This window comes from Chitinophaga ginsengisegetis, from assembly GCF_900168065.1.
Taxonomy (GTDB): Bacteria; Bacteroidota; Bacteroidia; order Chitinophagales; family Chitinophagaceae; genus Chitinophaga; species Chitinophaga ginsengisegetis.
Genome location: NZ_FUZZ01000001.1, coordinates 3,109,024 through 3,131,136, shown reverse-complemented (window position 1 = coordinate 3,131,136; position 22,113 = coordinate 3,109,024). Strand labels below are relative to the sequence as shown.

Below are 22,113 nucleotides of genomic sequence, written 5' to 3'. Positions count from 1 at the left end.
ATATAATTAATAATAGAAATCATGAGTAAATTAGAAAACAAGGTAGCGGTAGTTACCGGTGCTTCCAAAGGAATAGGTGCAGCTATTGCCAAACATTTTGCTGCGGCAGGCGCAAAGGTTGTTGTAAATTATGCTTCCAGTAAAGAAGGAGCGGACAAAGTGGTTAAAGCGATAACCGATAATGGTGGCAGCGCCATTGCGGTAAAGGCTGATGTATCGAACGAAGCAGATGTGATCAGGTTGTTTAAAGAAACTGAGCATGCTTTCGGCACGCTGGATATTTTAGTAAATAACGCGGTATATCAGGGGTATGCGCCTATTGAACAAATTTCAGCAGAAGAATTTCGTAAAAGTTTCAATGTAAATGTATTAGGGCCTATATTAACTATTCAGGCAGCGCTGAAACTTTTCGGCGATAAGGGCGGAAACATCATCAATATCAGTTCGGGTGCAAGTAAATACCCTCTTCAAAATGCCTCATTATACTCTTCAACTAAAGCGGCACTGGATGCCTTCACGATTGCTTTATCTAAGGAGTTAGGTATTAAAAACGTTCGTATCAATTCTATTTTGCCGGGCGCTACGGACACGGAAGGCGCAGCCAGCGCAGGCGTCACTGCCGGCAGTGAGTATGAAAAGATGTTTGTTGAAAAAACACCGCTTGGTCGTAGAGGCCAGCCCGCCGATATTGCGAAAGCAGCAGTATTTCTGGCTTCAGATGATGCAGCCTGGATCACCGGTGAGCAAATTTCCGTGTCGGGTGGTATGTACGGTTTTTAAAATCGTAATCCCCCAAAATGAAACTCAATATCATATAATACTTTTATTAAGAATAAAACTATGAAACTAATAGGTATCCTTGGAGCAGGGCATATCGGCAAAGCAGCAGCTACCCGATTTTTGGCCAATGATTTTCAGGTCCTGATCAGTAACAGTAAGGGACCTGAAACCCTTACCGATATTGTCTCACAACTGGGACCCGGCGCAAAAGCTGTAACAGCAGCTGAAGCTGCTGCAGCGGATATTATCCTGGTAGCAGTACCCTGGACTAAGGTCAAGGATCTTACTGAACTCACGGACTGGAACGGAAAGATCGTGATCGACGCCACCAATCGTCTGGAATCCGGTGCCGGAATTGAGGATGGCGGCCTGGCATCAACTGAAGTTGTGCAAAATTATTTACCGGGCGCGAAGGTCGTTAAAGCGATGAATACCCTCTCTGCCAAAATACTTGCCGCAGATCCGTTTGTTGGAAACGGAAAGAGGGTTCTTTTTATTTCCGGCGATGATAAAGATGCGAAGGCCATCGTGAGCGGAATTGTCAATGAAATCGGCTTTGCGCCCATCGACCTCGGCACGCTTGCAGCCGGTGGCAGATTACAGCAGTTTAATTGGCCGTTAAGCAGTCAGAATTTTATTAAGCTTTAAATGCACACGGGCTTTTCAGAACAGGAAGTAGAAAAATCAGTATCTTTCTTAAAATTGAAATTACGTCGCGGGATTTGAACGGATATTCAGTCACAGTTGGACTAATGTTTTTATCTAAATCATCCACAGAAAAGGTTTGAAAACTGTTCCTTGCAGCCCGCAAAAAAGCGGCAACGTTTAGCAAAATATTAAAGGTCTTCAGATGGATAATCTGGAGGCCTTTTTTGTTTTGAGATCGGATTATTATGGACTATGGCCGGGATGCGGCAGGGTCTATTTCACCGGTGTCGTTCAGCAAATTATTTAAGAAAGTAACCAGTCAAACCCCTTTGCAATACAGGCAATGCCTGTTGTATTTTCCATTATTTTTTCTGATCCGGGGGTAGTTGATGGCCGCTATCTATCTTACTTAATTTTTTTTCCTGCCCGCGGAAAATCTCAAAGAAGCTTATGCTAATGCGTGGTTTTTTCTTTTTTAATAAGGTCCGGATGATGCTAATGCATTTTCATCCCAAATACTTCCGCTTACGTAACATTTGCGTAGACCATCTGACTCATTCGCGTAATTTTAAGGAAATCCCGGACACATCGATCCAGCAAATACTTAGCAAAACTCCTTCAATAAGATGATTAGAATAAAGTATGCCCTATTGTTGCTATCGCTGATAATCTGTACTTCACCAGGTATTGTTGCTGCACAAAGCCTTGACGCGAAGATTGATAGTTTGATCCTAACCCTATTCAATGATAAAGATGGTCCTGGTGGTGTATTCATGGTTGCTCAAAACGGGAAAGCAATTTATCAGAAAGCGGTAGGCAAAGCTAACCTGGAGTCGGATGTGAACCTGACTCCTGAAAATGTATTCCAGTTAGGCTCCATGACAAAGCAATTTACTGCTATAGCTATACTAATGCTGGAAGAGCAGGGTAAATTAAATGTAAAGGATCCCATCTCCAAATACATAACAGATTACCCTGCAGGAAATAAAATAACGATACATCATTTGCTGACGCATACTTCAGGGATCAAAGATTTTACCAGCATGAAATCTCTTTCAACGATTGCGCAAAAGGATATGAGTCCTGAAATGATGGTTGGCTTTTTTAAAAATGAACCGGCAGATTTTGCACCAGGCGAGAAGTTTGAATACAATAATTCGGGTTACGTGTTGTTGGGGTATATTATAGAATTGGTTTCGGGAGAGACATATAAAGATTTTATCCAAAAATATATTTTTGATAAGGTAGGAATGAGTCAATCTTACTATTGCAGCGACAAACAAGTTATCCCGAAAAGAGCGTACGGATACCATAAGAAAGCATACGGGTATGTAAATAAAACGATGATCAGTTTTAGTGTTCCTTTTTCATCGGGTTCGTTGATGTCAACCACCGGCGATATGCTGAAGTGGCAGAATGCTTTAAACCAACATCAGCTGCTCAATGCGGAAGAAACAAAAAAAGCATTTACCAGGTATAAATTAAATAATGGAGAAGAATTTACCTATGGATATGGCTGGCACCTCAGAGAGATAAAAGGTATACCAGACAGAGAGCATGGAGGTAGTATATTTGGATTTAAAACAATGGCAATCTATATCCCCGGGGAAGATATTTATGTGATAGGAATGAGTAACTGCGATTGTAATTCTCCAACGAAAATAACCGGAGATATAGCGGCATTGGTGTTGGATGAGTTATGGAAACGCAAGCGATAGAGTGGCGGTGCTCATTGCTGACAGATTGGAATTAACTGGTATATGATAGGAAATACTACGTGTTGAGATAATACTTCTTGGATACTTCCCGGATACTTCTCAGATACTTAGGACTCGTCTATGTGTCGTATTCCCTATACAGTCCCCATACAGTCCCTATACAGTCCCTATACTGTTCCCATACACTCACCATACACTCATGATACACTTCCCATACACTCCCTATACACTATGCCCCCTGAAAAAGCGCCCCGAAGTTATCAAGTCGCAGGTAATTACTCCTTCGCAGATTTGGTAAAGTAATCGGGCGGATACATCTTTTGTCCATACTTTTCAGCAAGATCCTGCATTTTTTTCTTCATAGCATCGTCTATTACCGGTGGTGGCAAAAACTCGCCTTCGGCAACGGGTACTCCAAGTTCCAGGAACATTTCTTCAAGGCCGGAAGGGACTACTACGCACAGCAACTTCGCCATGTTGCCGGACTTGTTCTTGAAACCATGCACAATACCACCCCTGGGGATTACAATATATGCGCCTTGCCCTGCGGTATAGATACCGTCTTCCGACTGCACTTCCACCTCACCTTCCACTACATAAAAAGATTCCTGGAAACCGGCATGAGCATGAGGACCTGGGCCACCGCCCGGTGGCACCAGCATTTCGATGGTGGCGAACTCACCATCCGTTTCTTTCCCGGATATAAGTATGCGGTAGTTGCCGCCAGCCACAGAAAGGCTTTGTCCCTGGTGGGCGCCTGAGGTGATCACGGGTTTCTTTGCTGTTTCCATTTTTGAAGTTTGAAGATGACTACCTGAATTTACAAAATAAAGCATGGTATACTAACTTCAAATATTTATAATTTATACCCTTTAGGGTATAAAAATCACTTCATTCTCCAAATTATACCCTAAAGGGTATAACAAATAATGAAGTAATCCCCGGATGGCTGAATAAAACGCCACCCGGGAAAATCACATCTTTCCCGAGATATAAAGTAAGGTTGAGTATCACTCCCACTACTGCGGCGGTAATTAACCCAGGAATGCCTTCGATGATTTCAATGCCGTGCGTTTTCTCAATCAGCGGGGCGCCGGCGAAAATCATCAGGAAACAGGGCAAAAAGGTAAAATAAGTGGTAGCGAGTAGTCTGGCTGCACCCATCCATAAAGAGCCGCCAAAATGGTTATAACCGGCCATAGAACCCACAAATGATAATACGATGATGAGCGGGCCGGGTGTTGTTTCCGCCAGTGCAAATCCATCGATCATCTGCAATTTACTGAGCCCGTGCAGTTTGGTAACGCTGTATTGCGCTACATAAGGCAGCACGGTATAGGAGCCGCCTACCGTTACAAATGCGGTTTGTGTAAAGAATAACCCCATGTTTTTCCAGAAAGTAAAAGCGAAATCGATCTCCATTAACCTGCTGAATATAATCTTTTAGGAATCGCAATAGGCGTAGTGTAATGTAGTGTGGCGGGGCATTTTGAGATATTTTCATCTTTTTGCTAAAAAAAATTTGTTTTTATGTTAAACATTTTCCTACATTTGCACTCCGCAATTGAAGCAAAGGTATGGCCACAAGGGCAGCCGTTGATGCTGAAGAAGCGGACTAAGAAGGGATTTCGGGGCGTAGCGTAGCCCGGTATCGCGCCTGCTTTGGGAGCAGGAGGTCGCAGGTTCGAATCCTGCCGCCCCGACTTAGAAAGGACAAAATGGAATTATTTCCGTTTTGTCCTTTTTTATTTTAGCCCAAATCCTTGTCCCGTGCATATATTATGCATACTGCTTCATTGATGAGATTAGTTCGAAATGAAAATCCGTCAAAAGTTTTTCTGGAGGCATCGAACTAATTACTTCCCGCTTCTTTTCAATATCCCCGGTTTCATACGCATAATCCAGCTTTAAAAGGTTGTTCATTCCCTTGCCCAGCAGGCCGCTGATATTTACCTGGTCCTGGTCAAACCTGCTTAATTTTGCTTCCGGCTTTTCAGGTTTACTGCTGTACTCCGTTTTCATTTCCCGGAAATCGGCAGGCGCTATCTGACTGAAGGAAAGTAAATCCGTTATATAGGATAGCTTTCCTTCCTGCTCCTTTATTTGTATTTGTAGTTGTTTCTGATCGTTCTGCAAATTGAAGAAAAGTGGAATTCCACCTGAAAATAAAGAAAGCTGTGATAAGCACTCATGGAGAAAAGCATATCTGTTAACAGGTACATTATTTTGCTTATGGTGTGATGGGATTTTTAGAAAGATAATTATTAATTGGGATAACTTGCAGTCATGGACCCGATGAATGACCTGACGACAGCAGCGCTGATGCAGCGGCATGCTGACGTGCTTTTTACCTATGACGCCCGCGGACGGATGCTGCAGGCCAACGAACCCTGGCCCGACCGAGGCCTGGCATCCCTGTCCTTTCTCGGCCTTCCCGTAACGGGTACGTCTGTAAGGCAATCAGGCGTTTATAGTCACAAGGGTATCTTATAGTAAAATTTGTATGTGCTAATTAGTATGTTCAATACTGTCTGGATATGGAAATGAGTTATCAATCGCCATTTAAGGGAGAAATAGAAAGCTTTAATCAGTTGTTCAGGGAACATTATCCCGCATTGAGAGCTTATGCGGGTTTATTGGTAGGAGATACCACCGCGGAAGACGTTGTTCAGGATGTTTTTCTCCAAACCTGGCAAAACAGAGATACAATTAACATTCATACCTCAGTTAAGGCCTACTTGTTCAAATCAGTTTATAATCGTTCTCTTAATACCCTGAGCAGTTTAAAAATGCGACATGGCAAGCAACAGGAAATTGAATATACATTAAAAATTCAGGAAGCCCTTTTATGCGATCCTGATAAGAATCCGGTCATTCACAAGTTATATAATAATGAATTAAGGGACGAGGTCCACCAGGCAATAGAAAGTCTCCCGGACAAATGCCGGGAGGTGTTCAAATTAAGTTACCTCGATGATTACAGAAACAAAGAGATCAGCGAAATGATGAGTATTTCGGTCAGCACTGTTGAAAAGCATATTAATCATGCCTTGAAAACATTACGGAAAACACTTCTTCATCTCAAAGCCCTGTTAATGAATTTCTTATAATTTCTGACCTCCGCAATTTTTTTTTGCCGGAGGTATGGAGGTTTTTGTGAGGTCAACTGTCTTATAACAGGTAGAAAAGCCGTATAAGATGAACGAACAGCTAAACGAACTAATAATGATCAGGTATCTGCAAGGTACCTGTTCTCCGGAAGAGAAGCAGTTATTTGAATCCTGGCTAAAGGCTTCTGAACAAAATCGTCATCTATTTTATGAAACCCGGGTATTATGGTATGCTTCCAGGATAGAATATTTCGGCTCGGAGGAGCAACTGGCCAGAGCCCTCGCCATCCTTACTGAAAATATTCGGCGTAAAGGCGGGCAACATAGGAAGAAAATATACCTGCAATGGGGCCGTTATGCCGCGATACTCATAGTTGCAATGGCTGTTGCCTGGTTCTTCCTAGGGCAGCATCATTTTAATAAAAACACTGAAGCCTGGCTCACCGCTTCGGTAAAGCATACAGACAGCAGCAAGCTGGTAGTGCTGAGTGATGGAACCCGGATATGGTTGAATAGCAATAGTACCATATCATATCCCCGTCAATTCCTAAATGGTACACGGACCGTATCGCTACAAGGTGAAGCGTATTTTGATGTAACTCATGATTCATCCCATCCCTTTATAATACACACCTCGAACATAAGTATTAAAGTATTAGGCACCAGCTTCAATGTTCAGGCTTATCCCGGAGAAAGCCAGGCCGAAGCTGTATTAATAAGGGGAAAAATCGCTATTGACGACAGTGTAGGAAATAAGCTTGCAGTGCTTGCGCCGGGGCAAATCGCCCGCTTTGAAAAAGGCGATCACAAGCTAACGGTGCAAAATGTAAATACCGATGCTTACACTAGCTGGCGACATGGGCAGATAACGCTGGGGGCCGCCAGTCTTAATACTATTGTCAACAAATTATCTGAATTATACCAGGTACATTTTTCGATTGATCCCTCTGTAACCGACACCATCGGATATAATTTCACTTTCTCCAAGAGAAAAAAAGTAACGGAAGTTATGGATATGCTGTGTTTTGTTGCTCCTATACGTTACCAGATCCAGGGAAATGAAATATTGATCACCAGAAAATAAAAAACCGGTAATATGTTACGAGCATATTTACCGGCTATTATAATTTCATCAACAAAGCGTCCAAGCATTATTGACTAAATCTAAACAAAAGTATGAAAAAAAGCCGATGGATAGGTGCAGCTACTTTGCAGAGCCTTCTTCTATTCTTTGCCACAACAGTACCTGCTCTTGCACAAAACGAACGCATTACACTAGATCTGAACAATGTACCGCTTATATCTGCGTTGGATTCTATTCAGCAGCATTCCGGGTATCGCTTTTCATATAGTCTGGAGCTCGTGCCTTTGTTAAAAGAAAGTCGCGTATCGATCTATTTCAAAAATCATTCTATAGAAAAAGTACTATCCCTGCTGTTTGCTGAAAAGGGCATTAAATACCGTGTGATAGATAACATGGTCCTGCTTTCAAAGAGCCCCCCTGCATCCACAAAAAGAACAGATCTACCCGGGCTGATACAGGTTATTAAGGGAAAAGTAGTGGATAAAGAAAGCCATTCGCCCCTGGCAAATGTAAGTATCACTGTTTTAAATGCCTCAATGGCAAGGGGCGCCATTACCGATAGTAATGGCTTTTTTCTACTGGAAATTCCTGTAGGACGGCAAAGCCTGCAGTTTTCTTCTATTGGTTACCAGGAACAACTAGCTGCGGATATTATAGTTGTTTCAGGCAAAGAAACATTTCTGACGATCGAACTCCAGGAATCGGTTAAAACCTTGCGGGAAGTGGTCGTTAGCCAGGGTCAAAGCAGGAACCGCGCATTAAATTCAATGGCAACGGTCAGTGCGCATGTGGTTACCCCGGAAGATGCGTCCAGATATGCTGCGGGGTACAATGATCCGGCACGCATGGTAAGTGCCCTGGCCGGAGTATTATCAGGCGGAAATGGCAGGAATAACATCATTATTCGTGGCAATGCTCCCGGCGGATTATTATGGAAGCTGGAGGGCATAGAAATCCCGGCTCCCAACCATTTTAGCAGGGGACAGGGAGATGCTGGCGGCCTGTTCAGCATAGTGGGTGCAGGTATGCTTTCAAATTTTGATTTTTTTACAAGCGCCTTCCCTGCCGAATATGGAAATGCGCTGGCTGGTATCATGGATCTTAATTTGCGCAAAGGAAATTCCGACAAAGCCGAATATGCGCTGCAAGTGGGTGTGATAGGTTCCGAGGCTTCATTAGAAGGGCCGATATCAAAAAGTAAAAAAAGCTCCTACTTGCTGAACTATCGTTATGGCAACCTTCAGTTCCTGAGCGAAGGAGGAATCATCCACCTGCCAGACAATCAGAAATCGCCTGTATTCCAGGACTTCAGTATGCATATCAATTTCCCTACCCGGAAGGCAGGTGAATTTTCTATCTTTGGTATCGGCGGTATCAGTAAAACAGGTTATTACAGCTCCAATGATTCAATGATGTGGCGCCGGGACCCAGGTACACAGCTCGACAAAGTTGAACGCCATCTGATTGGAGTGCTGGGTGTGAAGCATACACTGTTGTTGCCAAATAAAAAAACCTATCTTAAATCAACGCTTGCACTTTCCTATCAATCAGATCGTTTGACAAGCAAGGAACTGGACAATAATTATCACTTTTGGCCTAAAGACAGCAGCCGTTATAGCTATCCCACCATTCGATTCACCACTTCAGTGAACCATAAATTTAATTCCGGCAGCGTTGTCAGGGCAGGTATGACCTACAGCCATTTTTTCTTTTCCATTTATGGAATGAACTATGACCAGAATCGCGTTAGTCAGGTGTTCCTGGACCAGCATGGCAATACCGGGTCGATAGAAGGATTTTTTCAATGGAAATACCGCCTGTCCCCAAATTTTGAGATCAATAGTGGTCTTCATGCAACCAGTTTTTTACTGAATCATAAATACGCCATTGAGCCACGGCTCGGCGGAAAATTGAATACAGGAAGCAACAGCTTTTTGAGTTTTGGCTTTGGTATGCATTCAAGAATTGAACCCATCTCTATGTATTTTACCAGGATAAAAGAACCTGGCGGCGCAATCACTCAACCCAACCTGGATTTGAAGCTTACGAAAGCCATGCACTATGTACTTGGATATGAAAAAATGCTTTCAAAGAACCTTAAATTAAAGGCAGAGATATATTACCAGTACTTGTATCACATTCCTGTTGTCGACAATCCCGGAAGTATTATTTCCACTATTAACAACCTGTATGGCTTGACAGACACAGCTTATGCAAGCAAGGGAAAGGGATATAATAAAGGCATTGAGATTACTGTGGAAAAATTCTTTTCAAAAAATTACTATTTCCTGCTCTCTGGCAGCGTGTTCGATTCAAAGTACAAACCGGCCAATGGTCAAACATATAATACCCGTTTTAACACTAACTATCTGGTGAACGCACTGGCTGGTAAGGACTTCAATACAGGTGCACTTAAACAAAATACGTTCAGCATTAATGTAAGAGCTACTTCCCATGGTGGCTTCCGTTATTCACCTGGTCGGGTGGCTACCGATAATAGTGGGAAAACTTATCTGCTTTTTCCACCAGAGGAAACGTATAGTCAGCATATGTCTCGATATATGCGATTTGATGCCGGTTTAAAGTTCAGAAAAAATAACCGGAGTTATTCGTGGATATTGTCTTTGGATGTACAAAACATCACTAACCGGGAAAATGTTCTTGAAGTAGAACCCAACGTTGACCCAAGGAATATCATACATCTTGACCCAACAGTAACAGATCTGGGTATTATTCCGGTTCTCAACCTTAAAGTTGAGTTTTGACGTATTACGCAGCTGCATAAGATTAGTAAATTCTATTAAAACATTTTATATGAAATTTTTTTTTGGTTTAGTATGTATTGTTATAATACTGGTAATTGCATGTAAGAAAAAGGGGACCGATAATCTTAATCCCGGGGAAGTAGATTGTGGCTCTTTCACCACTACATTTTCGACTACCGTGAAACCTTTAATGATATCCAGTTGTGCAAAAAGCGGTTGTCATGCAGCTGGCAGCACCAGTGGCCCAGGCGAATTGACAACTTATTCGCAGATATTCAATTCACGGGCAGCCATTCGCAACGCAGTAGCAAATGGAACAATGCCCCGTGATACCACTTTTACAGCCATGCAAAAAGCAATTATTACCTGCTGGATCGATGCGGGAGCACAGAATAATTAATGCAAAAGATGTCATTTATAAGAGGGCGTCTTCAGTAAATAGCCCATGAATTGCGAGATTTATGGACTATTTACTGATTAGCTGATGGGATAGGGGCCATCCGTAAAGCTCTCTGCATGGTATCCTTTTGAGCCGGTTAATTGGGCAAGTGGACTGCGTAAACTTCCTCCTGTGTTTATACGTGCTACTACGTAAGCGAAATCATATGCAGGTTCCCAACCCAGGTCTTTCCTCGCTTTCTCATTTACATATACCCGGTCTATGCTTTGGTGCATTTTCCATCCGCGATGGCTATACGCTGTTGCATAAGCTGGTACGGTGCGCAGTACTACCCCGGGCGCATTGCGGCGCAGGTCATGCAGATCTGCCGGGCGGAACGGTGTAGTAGCGCTGATGATATAAACGCCCCATCCGATGGAGGAAGCCTTTTCTGCCGCCAGCAAATGTGCGTTTACCGCGTCTTCCAGCTCTACCCTGCGAAACAGGAACTCGTTGGCCTTCAGGTTCTCGTCCTGAAAGGTTTCCCGCATATGTTTGTCGTCGTCTTTTTCAGGAAAGAAACGGGAAGTGCGAAGTACTATGCAGGGCAGGCCGAAATTTCTGTAGAAGAGCTGGCAAAGGTCTTCCGCTGCTTTTTTGGTTACCCCGTAAATATTCTTGGGCTGTGGCTGCACTTCCTCCGTAATCCAGGCTGCAGGCGCTCCGGGAGGCGGCACTAATGCATCCCCAAAAACACTGGTCGTGCTGGTGAAAACAAAACGCTGCACGCCAGCAGCCACTGCTTCCTGCAGGAGGTTAAGTGTGCCGGTAATATTGGTATCTACGAATTGCTGCATAGTATGCGTGGCCACATGGGGCTTATGCAGCGTGGCTGCATGTAAAACGGTGGTTACCCCTTTCATACAATCTCTGACGAAGGAGCGCTCCGTAATGGAGCCTACATTAGTAGTAAATGCAGATGGCTGGATATCCAACCCGATTACTTCAGTAGAATGTTGTCTTAATGTGCGTACCAGCGCCTCTCCAAGATGCCCGGCGCTGCCAGTTACCAAAACTTTCATGTTCTCTGTTTTTATAGGAATGCTACAAAATCGGAAAAAAATCCCGCTCCGGGCAGGACAATTGTCCCGCCAGTATTCCCTGAAAATACAAGAGCTGTATCCCTTCCCGGGCTCCTGCATAATATGTATGCTCCGTGCGCTGTTACCGCCGATGCAGGGCTTTTTTATTTGCAATTCCCGGTTAAGGGAAACTCTTAAACAGTGAAGTATTCAATAGTTTGTAAGATGGATCACTTTGTTAAATAAGATCAGTTTTGGGCGGGAAGATGCTTTTTAAGTGTTAATCTCAAGCTTATACCCTTTGCCGCGTATAACAACAATTTTGGTATTCGGATCGAATTCCAGTTTTTTTCTAAGTTTTGATATGAACATATCCAGACTGCGCCCTACAATAACACCTTCATCTTCCCATATCTCTTTTTGCAGCCGGCTTCTTTCTATAGTCTCGTTAGGAGACATTGCGAAAATGAGCAGTACACGGGTTTCAGTTCCGGTTAGCTCTATTGTCTTTTCATTTATTATCAGCTGCTGCTTCTCTGCATCGAACAACACCGAGCCCAAAGTAAATATCCTGGCATCCTGACTCTTAGGTAAGGCTCTCCGTGGCTTAGGCTTAACAGATCTCAAAAAAACAAAACCAGCAAATGCTAAAAATGGCAGGCTGCCCAGAAGATATACATTCTTTGCAGTATTTATACCTGTAGGTTTGAATTTAACATTGATCATGTAACATGCTTTGGGTTGCACTCTGCCCCTGCATGCTATAATGTCATCTTTTGTATTTTTGGATATAGCGTAACCATAGGCAACGCTGGAGTTGCTACAATTCAGAACGTTAACAACATAGTCACGTGCGAGCGGGTCTTTGGCCAACAAGCGGCGGGTAGTATTCACCAGGGAGTCTGGTCGAAAGGTGAAATCCCTCTCAAACCTGATCTGGTATTCATTTTCAGCGACCTTTTTTACCGGGAGCACTCTTGATGTACTGTCGCCCGACTGTAAGAGCACTTCATGTCCGATCCTGCGAAGCAAAACTTCCCTCCTGGCGATATCAAAGTCGTCGCCGCCGCTCATACTGAAAGCCACGAAAATTATCGTGATAAGCGAGAGTAATATAAATCCGAACAGGTATCTGCGTTTTCCGGACAGGAGGTTTCGGACGTCAGGCATAAGATTGAAATTTATTTACAAAGGTTACATTTCTATTTACAATCCTGATTACTAAGGTAGAAAGATATCAAAGTAATTTCACTGAATCAACTTTGATATGACATGAAAGACAAAAAAAGTTCTGTACAACCTGATTATCCTGCCGGTGGCACGCCCCGACTTAGACAAGAGCCTTACAGTTTACTGTAAGGCTCTTGTCTGTACCTATCATAAATCAGCTACTCTACTTTAATAATAGTTGCCTGTCGCGCTACCACCTGCCAGCCATCTTTCCCTGTCATCCAGATGTTCGTGTAGCGTCTTGTAACAGTTTTACCAGCATGATCGCTTGCTCCCTGGGGTTTAATAACTTCATAGCCCATTACAATGGCGATGTTTTCAGTAAAGGTTATTTTTTCAATAACTCTTTCAAAGGACGCATAATTGAGTTTGCCGGCTCTTAAACTGGCCTTTGCAGTCTCAACAGTTCCTACCCTGTTTGCCGGTGTATTTATCACTATGTTGGGCGACCAGAACTTGTTGAACAACGCAGCGGTATCGCCTTTTAATACAGCTTCCCGCTCAAGGTTATCCAGGTTCTTTATGACCGCTTCATCGGTTTGCCGGGCCAGGGCAATATTGAATGTCAACGCAGAAAGAAGTATTACTACGAATACGTGGTATGCTATCTGTTTCATATTTGGGGATTTAAAAGTGAAAGAGACAGTCTGATGTAGCTATTGAGGAAATCTATCTAACCTAAAATTAAATAAAATTATTCACATAGCTCATCACGTACGCTGAAACGCTATTACCTTCCCCGACCACCGTATTTACAGCATTATTTCAAACAGGCTGGAGGTGCCTTCTTTGTAATGCGCAGGTAATTCATTACTTGCCACCGGCGCTACGATGCCCAGATAATTAAAGCCACAGCTTACATAATAGTTATTCAGCTTATCATTACCGCTGCCGGTATCCATCCTGATATAGTTTTTTCCCGTACTTACTGCATATTCCCTGGCCCATTGTACAATATGCTTTACATAGCCGTTGCCTCTGAAATCCGGGTGGGTGGCGATACGGTGAATATAAATGGCCGGGTCTTTATCCTTTTCTTTCCAGATAAACGGATCCTGGAACGTAATAGAAAAGATGCAGGCAATCCGGTCATCTTCCAGTATTTTCCACAATCTTTTTTCGCGGATATCTGTTTCAATCAATGCCCGGTCAAACCCCTGCCAGTGTTTCTGTGCTATTTTCTTCTGAAGTTGCGTGCCGGCTTCGTAAAGACTAAAAATAACATCGATATCTTCCGGTGTGCTGTTAATTATCTGCATCATAGAACAAATATTGAGACCGTAAAATTCAGCTATAAAATGTAAATAAAACAGATTCAGTTTTGTTTATTTTAACCATATCAGATTTGTTATTGTGCTTAGCAGTGGTGAGTCTGTGAAATATATCTATCTTTATAGAATAACTAAGAACCGCTGATGAAGCTAACAATATCAGGCTACTCTACTGCCTTGTTTTCCACCTGGTACTTCCTCGAAGAACTGGGTATTTTAATGGATGCAGGAGATGGATTAACGGCAGCGCTTTTGCAAAAAAGCAGGAAGATTAATTATGTATTCATTTCTCATGCAGACAGGGATCATTTAACCGGCCTGTTGCAGCTGAACCAGCTGAATGCGCGCGCAGGATTGCCGGTGATCTGTTATCCCAGGGACAGCAGTTCTTTTCCGGCGATGGAAGAATTTTCAAAAAGATTTGATCCTCATATTGCAGGTACCCAATGGCGGGCAGTGGCGCCGGGTGATGAAATATGGGTGAAAGACGATATAGTGGTTATTCCTGTGCGTAATGAACATGTGACTACCGGTGAGCATATCATCCGGAGCCTGAGCTATAAGGTAATGCAGGTGAAACAGAAAGTGAAGCCTGAACTCGCCGTGCTACCACCAGAAACGATCCGGCAAATCATTATGGATCAGGGAAAAGAAAGTACCACCATGGAGGTAAGAACCAACCTGGTGGGCTATTCCGGCGATACGCCTGTGCAGGACCTGGAACGCTGGGACGGATCTGATATCCTGATCCATGAAGCCACTTTTTTAGCCAGCGAGGGGGATATGAAAATAGTAGCCCACAAAAATAAGCACAGTAAGCTGGAAGAGGTAATGGATATGGTAAGCCGTATCCGCGTAAAACAGCTGATCCTGGGGCATTTCTCCTCAAGGTACAGTGCAGAACTCATCGACCGGAGCATTAAACAACTGTGCGATAAATACGGCATCAGTATCCCCGTTTTCCGTTTGTTACCCGGACTAACGGTAAGGGATATACTTTCCGGCACACCGGTCAATAAATAAAGATTCCTGTTGTTTTTTTTCAGAAGGATTTGTTTTTGTGGATATTTATTTCCTACATTTGCATCCCGCTACACAGCATCGGAGACGGGGCGTAGCGTAGCCCGGTATCGCGCCTGCTTTGGGAGCAGGAGGTCGCAGGTTCGAATCCTGCCGCCCCGACTGATTATAAAACCCGCTTTAATAGCGGGTTTTATTTTTTTAGATAACTCCCCCGCTCTCTGCGAATAGTAAATCTTCCCATACAGACAAACAGCCACGGACCGCATATCGCCCCCCCGCCACCGGTCAGGGATAGTTAAACTTCGATACCTGAAATCTCCTGATTACCACAATTACTCCCCATACCCCTGCTAAGAATGCAGCAATGGAAATAAATAATACCGATTGCTCCGGCGAAGGGTTCAGATAATAAAGAAACGCGAGATTGAAGGATAAGAGTATACCCAAAATGAATTGCCCTATCCATTTCCCTGCTTTAAAAGCTGCTGCTTCTTTTTCCTTTTGTTGCAGAACAACGGCCTGTATCAAGCGATTGGAGAAGAATTCCGTTGGCTTTTCTATCCCATCTTCTTTCAGAATAGCCCTCAGCTGATCTTCTGTCACGTTGTTATTTCTCATAGTAAATTTCTTGTTTCATGGTTTAACAATAGCCCTAATTCCATTTCCAGCTGTTTGCGTCCTCTTAATAAGCGCATTTTTATTGCAGACTTCCCGGCACCCAGGATCTCGCAAATTTCAGCAATATTCTTTTCCTCAATATAATGGAGGATAAGCACCAGCCGGTCTTCCCTCGATAGCTTGTTAAGCGCTAACGTGACATATTTTTTTCTTTCCGCATCTTTCACCAGATCCCATCCTTGATTTTCTGTTGTCCCATCCTGTTCGTTTTCCTGCTGTTGATCTATGCTGATAGCAGGTGATTTCCTCCTTTTAAGTTTTGTTAGTGCCGTATTATAAACGATACGGTATAACCAGGTAGAGAATTTCGATGCCTGTTTGAATTTACCCAGCGATGCAAATGCCTTCATAAAAGAATCCTGTACCACTTCTTCTGCGTCTTCGTTATTGGCAACGACCGACATGGCAATAGTAAACGAAAAGTCCTTATAGATGTTTACCAATTGGGCAATACTATTTATATCGCCACTTATGGCTTTATTCCATATTTCATTTTCCTGTTTATTTTTTCTGTGGGTTGCCATCTCATGATTTAGACTACTTGCAGGGCAAAGTGGTCACATTTGTGACCACATGGGCGTTTTGGGAGTCTTATTAATAAGTAACTCAAAAATATCTAAAAATATAGTCATGCTAATAACGTCCGCATCATTATTCATTTCACTAGCCCTTGTTGTTTTCGGGATAAGTTATTACTATTTCACAACAAGGCATAAAGAACGAATGACCATTATTGAAAAAGGACTCCCTCCTGACTATTTTAAAGGAGGCACCAACTACCTGTTATTTATATTGCTTCTTGGAATTGTGAGTATTGGAATATCCCTGGGAATCGTAACGGGAACATTTTTGAGATCATTGGACATAGACGGAATAAAAGATTTTATACTGCCATCTACCATATTCCTTTTTTTGGGAAGCAGTTTAATCGTCTCCTATTTCGTGCTAAAAGGCATAGATAAAAAAAAGTAATACACCCTGTTTTGTTTATTGCAACCGGCATTGGTGGGGAAACCCGCTATGGGAAACCTTTGCGTACATGCAAACGATCAAATTTAAAATACCATGAAGAAACTATTTATCATAACGCTGTTTTCTATTCTGACACAAATTTGTTTGGGCCAAAGCCAGGAACGGGAACTGGACGCCATGTTAACCCGCGCGTTTCCGGCCACCGGCCCCGGAGCGGCCGTGCTGGTGGCAAAAGCAGATAAGATAGTTTACAGAAAGGCATTTGGTAAGGCTGACCTGGAACTGAATGTAGCATTGAAACGGGAGCATATATTCCGGATCGGCTCCATTACCAAACAATTTACCGCCTGCGCAATTTTAAAGCTGGCGGAGGAAGGGAAATTATCGTTGCAGGACACGATAACCAAATTTGTCAGCGATTATCCTATAACGGGTATTACTATCGAACATCTGCTTACGCACACCTCGGGAATAAGCACCGGTGCAGGCGCATGGACGCCTGAAACAAGAAAGCTTGATTTTACCCCGCAGGCGCTGATCGATTCCTTTAAGCACCAGCCATCAGACTTTTTGCCCGGCGCCGGTTTTCGTTATAATAACAATGGCTATGTGCTGTTGGGTTACATCATTGAACGGGTTTCCGGAATGTCTTATGAAAAATATATCAGTGAGAATTTCTTTAAACCCCTGGGAATGAAAAACTCCGGCTATGACAACAACTCTTCCATAAGTCCCGGGCGCATCAGTGGTTATGAGAAAGACAATGAAACCTACAGGAATGCCGGTTTCCTGAGCATGACCCAACCTTATTCCGCCGGTTCCATTCTTTCTACCGTTGAGGATCTATACACCTGGAATAAGGCCTTAACGGACGGAAAGGTTATCAGTAAAGAAAGCCTGAAAAAAGCGCATACTTCCTATCTGCTGAATAATGGGAAGCCTACCGGTTATGGATACGGCTGGTGGCTGGGAAATATCCAGGGAAGCCCGGATATTAAGCACGATGGCCTGATCAACGGGTTTTCAACATTCGCTGTTTATCTTCCGCAGGAAAAAGTATTTGTGGCTGTTTTTACAAACTGCGAAAACAATAACCCGGAAGTCATCGCTTCAAAAATTGCCGCGATCACTATCGGCAAACCTTATCATACAAACGAAACCGGGCTACCAATAGAACAGCTTAAATCATATGCAGCCATCTATGAATCAACAACAGAAGGGCAAAGAACCGTATCTTATGAAGATGGCCGGCTCCTGTATTTTGTAAAAGGCGGAGCCAAAGAACAGCTGATCCCATTTGGAGCTGACAAATTTTACTTTGAGAACAGCCTGACTATCATAGAATTTCTGAAGAAGAAAGACGGCGGCATTAGTGCGCTCGTTTCAGAAACGGACGGGAAAACGGTCACATTCATCCGGACGGGTATTAAATCTACTAACCTGTATGCGATACATATTTCCCCGGAAGTACTGGAAAGATATGTGGGGAAATACCAGTTTCCGAATAATTTTATACTTGCCATTACCAAAGATGGTAACCGGTTGTATGGCAAAGGACCCGGTCCCCGGCAAATCAGGCAGGAAATAGTTCCTTACGATACCTGCAGTTTTTTTGCGAGGAATTTAGATGCGCAGTTGCTATTTAATCTGGACAAGAACGGAATTGTTACAGGACTAACAAAAATTCAGAATGGGGTAGCCATTGCAAAAAAAGTTGAATGAGCTACATGCCTCAATACAATTGATTGCGCAATATTCTTTTGATCATTTGTATCGTTGAACGGCTGATCTGACCTTTGTATTTCTGGAGAATGGTACTTTCACTGACGCCATCACTCAGCTCGTTTACTACCCGCAGCCATTTGCCGAGGAATTCCGAATTGGGAGTACGGTATCTCATTAACCGCCTCACAGTTTCAATAATGGATTTATTCACTGTGCCCTCGTGAAGCTCGAATACCTCGTCGTTATTAAGTCCCAGCTTAATGTCGTCGGCGATCCTGGAATAATCCTGCAGGTATTTTTCATTGGCTTCCATTACCTGTAACAGGGGATTGTCGCTGAAAGCGATGTCAGTATATTTCCGGTGCTGTTTCTGTAATGCCTGCAGGGCATAGTTGCGGGCAATATTATCGCAGATGATGAGGTCATCTTTAGTGAGTTCAAACCATTCGCCCTTCACGCGCTTATGCTGAAAAACAATATGCAGGCTCTCTTCCAGGTCCGTCATATTCAACGCTGCATACTGCCTGATAACACGGAACATCACGGGCAGGTGCGTATGATAAGCCGCCAGACGCTTATGCAGGTCCTGCGTTTTACCGATCTTATACAGGTTTTTACCTGTGTTCAGAATGTACACACACTTACCAATTTGTACTTGCTCCATGAGGTGATTTCGCGCTTGCTGGTGATAATTATGTTATCAATTTACGACTATGATTCTTATATACAAAATGGAATAATCATCTTAATTTATAATATGAGACGCGTGCGGCGCATGAGGGAACAGCACACGCGCCGGGTGTGGCTATTAAACAGGGGTTTGAGCCGTAAAGATGGGCAGTTCGGTTTTGAGTCTACTTCTCTGAAAGCATAAGCGTTACTTTGTGCTGGGCCGCTATTTCTTTCAATGCAGCTTTATTTTCTTCAGTTAGCGCGCTGCACCACCTGAGATCCAGTGTTTTCAATCCATTTTCCATAAGATCTTTTAGCGCACTCATAACTCCACCAGCCAGCACGGTCACTTTTCTAAGCTCGCGTTGTCCGTCTGAAGCGGTGGTGGTAGTGGCTTCGCCAGGTGATTTCTCGCTGGTAATAGTTCTGGCCAGGCTCAAATACTGCAGGCTCCTCATTTTTCCGATCGTCTGGTAACAGGCTTCATCCATAAATTCCGCTCTTATCAACTCCAGGTTTTTTATTGGCAATTTCGACAGCGCAGAAAACTTATCTTTTGGTGGAGGCGTACTGGAGCTTGGGTTGTTAATGATAAGGGTATTAAGACTTCCAAACCTTAGCAGCAAATCTGATGACCAGTCATTGGGCAAAATAGGTTTAATTAAATTCAGGGTCGTTGTATTTTTATCTGCAGAAGAAATTTCATCGACAAACCCTTCCGGTGTTTTTTTGAGACCCGAAACATCCGTTTTAATTTCCGGTTTTGCCTGCATCAGTTTTTGATAAAGCGCTACCGCGGTTAAACCCAGTCCTGCTGAAAGCAGCCCCCAGGTGATGCCGTATGACAGGCCAATGGCCGATGCAATAGCCCCCACAATAACAACGGTTGTGGGGTTCTCGGAAATTTTTAAACCGAGTAATTTGGCAACCTCCATCAGGGTATCTATAGAAACCCGTTGTACCACCGGGTTGGCAACCGCTTTTTGCTGCGCAACCGGCGAATTTGGTAAGCTGTGATGAAAATCCTGTGCCTTGTTTCCCATCACATCAGCCTCGTGTTCCAATCCTTTGTCGTTGTTCACGGCTACGTTCTGCCTCAATTGCAGGGGCGGCGCGGGTAAACTTATTCCACCGCTGCTATGTATATCATTAGACATCGCGCGGGATGGACTTTCAGCCTTGTTTTTTTCATTAACAGGAGAGAACATTTGAGGGACGTTTGAGGTGGAGGGAAAATGTGATATAGCTTCATCTGCCGGTCTTATACTAATATACAGATAATTTCTCATTGACAAACTATCGCGCTATTCTTCCCAGTTGCTCAAATATCTCGCGGTAAAATTCAGCCCGTTGATGTACATGAACTTCCCGATCACTTCGTCGAGGTAATTCATATCGAGAGATCCGTCTGTTGTATTGTAGCGAAGTGAGCGTGTATCGTTACCATCTCCCGTATTCAGATATTTATCGGCAACAGGCAAATATTTTTTCAGACCGGCTGCCAGGTCAGATAACTTCAGCACATTATCTATCCGGTTGATAGGATTAATCAGTCCATCGAAATCAGAACCAATACAGATATGATCCCACGGTGAAGTGCCCGGTTCCCATCCTATGCCGGCATTCCCGATCCTCACGGCGTAAATAATGTGAAGACACAACAGCATCAGGTGCCGCTCCGCCCTCGATGGGATGCTCAGGAAATCAAATAGTTTCTCTGCACCAGGAAGCTGCCCGTCTCTGAAAAGTTTTTCCCATTCTTCCCTGGCAATGTATTCGGGATCAAAATATTCCGGCCGGTTGCTGTCCACCATTTTTTCAGCACCCAGGATGCGCTGGTCAAGACTGATACCGATCATTCCCCGTGATCCCATGATCTCTATAATTTCTTCATCAAATAAATTGATGGTCCAGGGATTACCATAAAGACCGCTATTGATGCTGTCGTTTGTTTTTCCGATTTTCCGGTTTTCGGATTCCACGATACTTACAAATACGCCATCCTGCTGACCCGTAGTGGATCTGAATTGTTTTTTAGCAAGATAATTATTGAGTGAAGTAAATGTAAAACCTGTATGGGATGTGATGATCGGCAGCCTGTTTACTGCCGGGGCTTCGTTGATCAGCGATTCGCGGTAACGATAGTAATGAAACCGCGTATACACACTCATGTGTTTCAGATCGATTAACACCGGCCGCTTTTCATGCAGGAGGGCCTGGCGTATTACTTTTTTACCCAGTTGTGTAAGCCCAAGACCAGCTTTGGGCATAAAGTCCTCGCTGCTGAATGCTATCTGCGCCTGCTTGTTAAGTCCCTGTGCAAACCCGCCCAGCGGCTGTTCCGGGATATAGCTAAGATGACAGAGATTAATACTGATAAAATCCAGCTCACTGTTATCCTGGATATCTTTCAGGTTCAGTTCCGGTGTTCTGGATAGCGCGGTGCCACGGATAGGTACATCGGATAAATTATGACCGCCTTCTATAGAAAAGATGAGGTATCGTTGCGTATTATCATTTTTCAGCGTCTCTGTTATTTGTTGTACGGATTTACCTTCCCAATCTTTTCTCCCGGTATATTTTATGTGATAAGGAGCCTGTTCAAGTGTAGCTTTACTATCCAGGTACATTTTTACCTGTTGCTGAAACTCAGCGTAGTAGCTTGTTTTGCCGTCCCTGGTTTTATTTACGATCTCTTTATTTAAGGGTAGGATATGGGAGAAGTCGATGCCGAGAATATGCAGAATTCTACGGGCAAAAGCGTGTTCCAGGCTGATAATAGAAGCCACTCCCAGATAGAGCTGGCTGTCTTTCACCTGGTCGGGCGACGATTGGCTGTTGAACGGTCCGCCGAAAAGATCGTTCAGCAAACTGGCCACGCCGGTGGTTTTCACCTGTTCATTTATAGGGGTGCCATTGCTGAGATAATGTTTGAACAGCAGGTGGAAATGGAAGTCGAATATTTTATTTGTCATG

The 22,113-nt window shown here is 43.5% G+C and carries 22 protein-coding genes and 2 tRNA genes; 12 read left to right on the top strand and 12 right to left on the bottom strand.

The genetic code is table 11. The annotated features are described in order from the left end of the window. Positions 1-21: 21 nt before the first annotated feature. The 3 genes from B5Z18_RS12370 to B5Z18_RS12360 all read left to right on the top strand — a co-directional run bounded on the left by B5Z18_RS12370 (position 22) and on the right by B5Z18_RS12360 (position 3,146). Complete coding sequence (locus B5Z18_RS12370) at positions 22-780, top strand: SDR family NAD(P)-dependent oxidoreductase (RefSeq protein WP_079469644.1); 759 nt, start codon at positions 22-24, stop codon at positions 778-780. 60 nt (positions 781-840) lie between these two features. Further along, positions 841-1,428 (top strand): NADPH-dependent F420 reductase, encoded by a 588-nt coding sequence (locus tag B5Z18_RS12365; RefSeq protein WP_079469643.1) that lies wholly within the window; start codon positions 841-843, stop codon positions 1,426-1,428. A gap of 626 nt (positions 1,429-2,054) precedes the next feature. Then, entirely contained in the window at positions 2,055-3,146 is a 1,092-nt protein-coding gene (locus tag B5Z18_RS12360; RefSeq protein ID WP_079469642.1) for a serine hydrolase domain-containing protein, read from the top strand. A 275-nt stretch (positions 3,147-3,421) separates the two neighbouring features. On the opposite strand, the gene B5Z18_RS12355 is transcribed toward B5Z18_RS12360, so the two are convergent. Beyond that, positions 3,422-3,937 (bottom strand): cupin domain-containing protein, encoded by a 516-nt coding sequence (locus B5Z18_RS12355; RefSeq protein ID WP_079469641.1) that lies wholly within the window; start codon positions 3,935-3,937, stop codon positions 3,422-3,424. Positions 3,938-4,049: 112 nt separating this feature from the next. After that, on the bottom strand, positions 4,050-4,568 hold the full coding sequence (locus B5Z18_RS12350) for a chromate transporter (RefSeq protein ID WP_079469640.1): 519 nt from the start codon (positions 4,566-4,568) through the stop codon (positions 4,050-4,052). 207 nt (positions 4,569-4,775) lie between these two features. Here B5Z18_RS12350 and B5Z18_RS12345 point away from each other — a divergent pair. Then, a tRNA-Pro gene (locus B5Z18_RS12345) sits at positions 4,776-4,849 on the top strand. 76 nt (positions 4,850-4,925) lie between these two features. On the opposite strand, the gene B5Z18_RS12340 is transcribed toward B5Z18_RS12345, so the two are convergent. Further along, positions 4,926-5,480, bottom strand: coding sequence for a hypothetical protein (locus B5Z18_RS12340; RefSeq protein WP_079469639.1), 555 nt, complete (start codon positions 5,478-5,480; stop codon positions 4,926-4,928). A 203-nt stretch (positions 5,481-5,683) separates the two neighbouring features. On the opposite strand from B5Z18_RS12340, the gene B5Z18_RS12335 reads away from it, so the two are divergent. From B5Z18_RS12335 to B5Z18_RS12320, 4 genes are all read left to right on the top strand, one after another. After that, a complete protein-coding gene (locus B5Z18_RS12335; protein WP_079469638.1) occupies positions 5,684-6,256 on the top strand; it encodes an RNA polymerase sigma-70 factor in 573 nt (190 codons plus the stop codon). Positions 6,257-6,344: 88 nt separating this feature from the next. Beyond that, a complete protein-coding gene (locus tag B5Z18_RS12330) occupies positions 6,345-7,340 on the top strand; it encodes a FecR family protein (RefSeq protein ID WP_079469637.1) in 996 nt (331 codons plus the stop codon). A gap of 92 nt (positions 7,341-7,432) precedes the next feature. Continuing rightward, positions 7,433-10,105, top strand: a complete 2,673-nt coding sequence (locus B5Z18_RS12325) for a carboxypeptidase-like regulatory domain-containing protein (RefSeq protein WP_079469636.1) — start codon at positions 7,433-7,435, stop codon at positions 10,103-10,105. Between the two features lie 49 nt (positions 10,106-10,154). Further along, complete coding sequence (locus B5Z18_RS12320; RefSeq protein ID WP_079469635.1) at positions 10,155-10,505, top strand: hypothetical protein; 351 nt, start codon at positions 10,155-10,157, stop codon at positions 10,503-10,505. A gap of 77 nt (positions 10,506-10,582) precedes the next feature. Here B5Z18_RS12320 and B5Z18_RS12315 read toward each other — a convergent pair whose 3' ends face one another. From B5Z18_RS12315 to B5Z18_RS12295, 4 genes are all read right to left on the bottom strand, one after another. After that, on the bottom strand, positions 10,583-11,566 hold the full coding sequence (locus B5Z18_RS12315; protein ID WP_079469634.1) for an NAD-dependent epimerase/dehydratase family protein: 984 nt from the start codon (positions 11,564-11,566) through the stop codon (positions 10,583-10,585). 273 nt (positions 11,567-11,839) lie between these two features. Beyond that, the gene (locus B5Z18_RS12305; RefSeq protein ID WP_079469632.1) at positions 11,840-12,736 is read right to left on the bottom strand and encodes a winged helix-turn-helix domain-containing protein; all 897 of its coding nucleotides are present in this window, start codon (positions 12,734-12,736) and stop codon (positions 11,840-11,842) included. 218 nt (positions 12,737-12,954) lie between these two features. Beyond that, positions 12,955-13,413, bottom strand: coding sequence for a nuclear transport factor 2 family protein (locus B5Z18_RS12300; RefSeq protein ID WP_079469631.1), 459 nt, complete (start codon positions 13,411-13,413; stop codon positions 12,955-12,957). Between the two features lie 135 nt (positions 13,414-13,548). Next, entirely contained in the window at positions 13,549-14,058 is a 510-nt protein-coding gene (locus B5Z18_RS12295) for a GNAT family N-acetyltransferase (protein ID WP_200817231.1), read from the bottom strand. A gap of 153 nt (positions 14,059-14,211) precedes the next feature. On the opposite strand from B5Z18_RS12295, the gene B5Z18_RS12290 reads away from it, so the two are divergent. Beyond that, the gene (locus B5Z18_RS12290) at positions 14,212-15,090 is read left to right on the top strand and encodes an MBL fold metallo-hydrolase (protein ID WP_079469630.1); all 879 of its coding nucleotides are present in this window, start codon (positions 14,212-14,214) and stop codon (positions 15,088-15,090) included. Between the two features lie 85 nt (positions 15,091-15,175). Continuing rightward, a tRNA-Pro gene (locus tag B5Z18_RS12285) sits at positions 15,176-15,249 on the top strand. A gap of 126 nt (positions 15,250-15,375) precedes the next feature. Here the strand turns inward: B5Z18_RS12285 and B5Z18_RS12280 are convergent. Then, positions 15,376-15,708 carry a hypothetical protein gene (locus tag B5Z18_RS12280; RefSeq protein ID WP_079469629.1) on the bottom strand — a complete coding sequence of 111 codons (333 nt, stop codon included), beginning with the start codon at positions 15,706-15,708 and terminating at the stop codon, positions 15,376-15,378. Further along, positions 15,705-16,292 (bottom strand): RNA polymerase sigma factor, encoded by a 588-nt coding sequence (locus tag B5Z18_RS12275; RefSeq protein WP_079469628.1) that lies wholly within the window; start codon positions 16,290-16,292, stop codon positions 15,705-15,707. The genes B5Z18_RS12280 and B5Z18_RS12275 overlap by 4 nt, the downstream gene beginning before the upstream one ends. A gap of 106 nt (positions 16,293-16,398) precedes the next feature. Between B5Z18_RS12275 and B5Z18_RS12270 the strand changes: the two genes are divergently transcribed. Then, positions 16,399-16,740 carry a DUF6249 domain-containing protein gene (locus B5Z18_RS12270; protein WP_079469627.1) on the top strand — a complete coding sequence of 114 codons (342 nt, stop codon included), beginning with the start codon at positions 16,399-16,401 and terminating at the stop codon, positions 16,738-16,740. Positions 16,741-16,833: 93 nt separating this feature from the next. Next, a complete protein-coding gene (locus tag B5Z18_RS12265; protein ID WP_079469626.1) occupies positions 16,834-18,462 on the top strand; it encodes a serine hydrolase in 1,629 nt (542 codons plus the stop codon). A gap of 10 nt (positions 18,463-18,472) precedes the next feature. On the opposite strand, the gene B5Z18_RS12260 is transcribed toward B5Z18_RS12265, so the two are convergent. The 3 genes from B5Z18_RS12260 to B5Z18_RS12250 form a co-directional block, all read right to left on the bottom strand. Then, positions 18,473-19,129, bottom strand: a complete 657-nt coding sequence (locus B5Z18_RS12260; protein WP_079469625.1) for a GIY-YIG nuclease family protein — start codon at positions 19,127-19,129, stop codon at positions 18,473-18,475. 190 nt (positions 19,130-19,319) lie between these two features. Then, the gene (locus B5Z18_RS12255; RefSeq protein WP_235015914.1) at positions 19,320-20,426 is read right to left on the bottom strand and encodes a hypothetical protein; all 1,107 of its coding nucleotides are present in this window, start codon (positions 20,424-20,426) and stop codon (positions 19,320-19,322) included. Positions 20,427-20,441: 15 nt separating this feature from the next. Further along, positions 20,442-22,112 (bottom strand): amidohydrolase family protein, encoded by a 1,671-nt coding sequence (locus B5Z18_RS12250; RefSeq protein ID WP_079469623.1) that lies wholly within the window; start codon positions 22,110-22,112, stop codon positions 20,442-20,444. Between the last annotated feature and the right edge of the window lies 1 nt (position 22,113).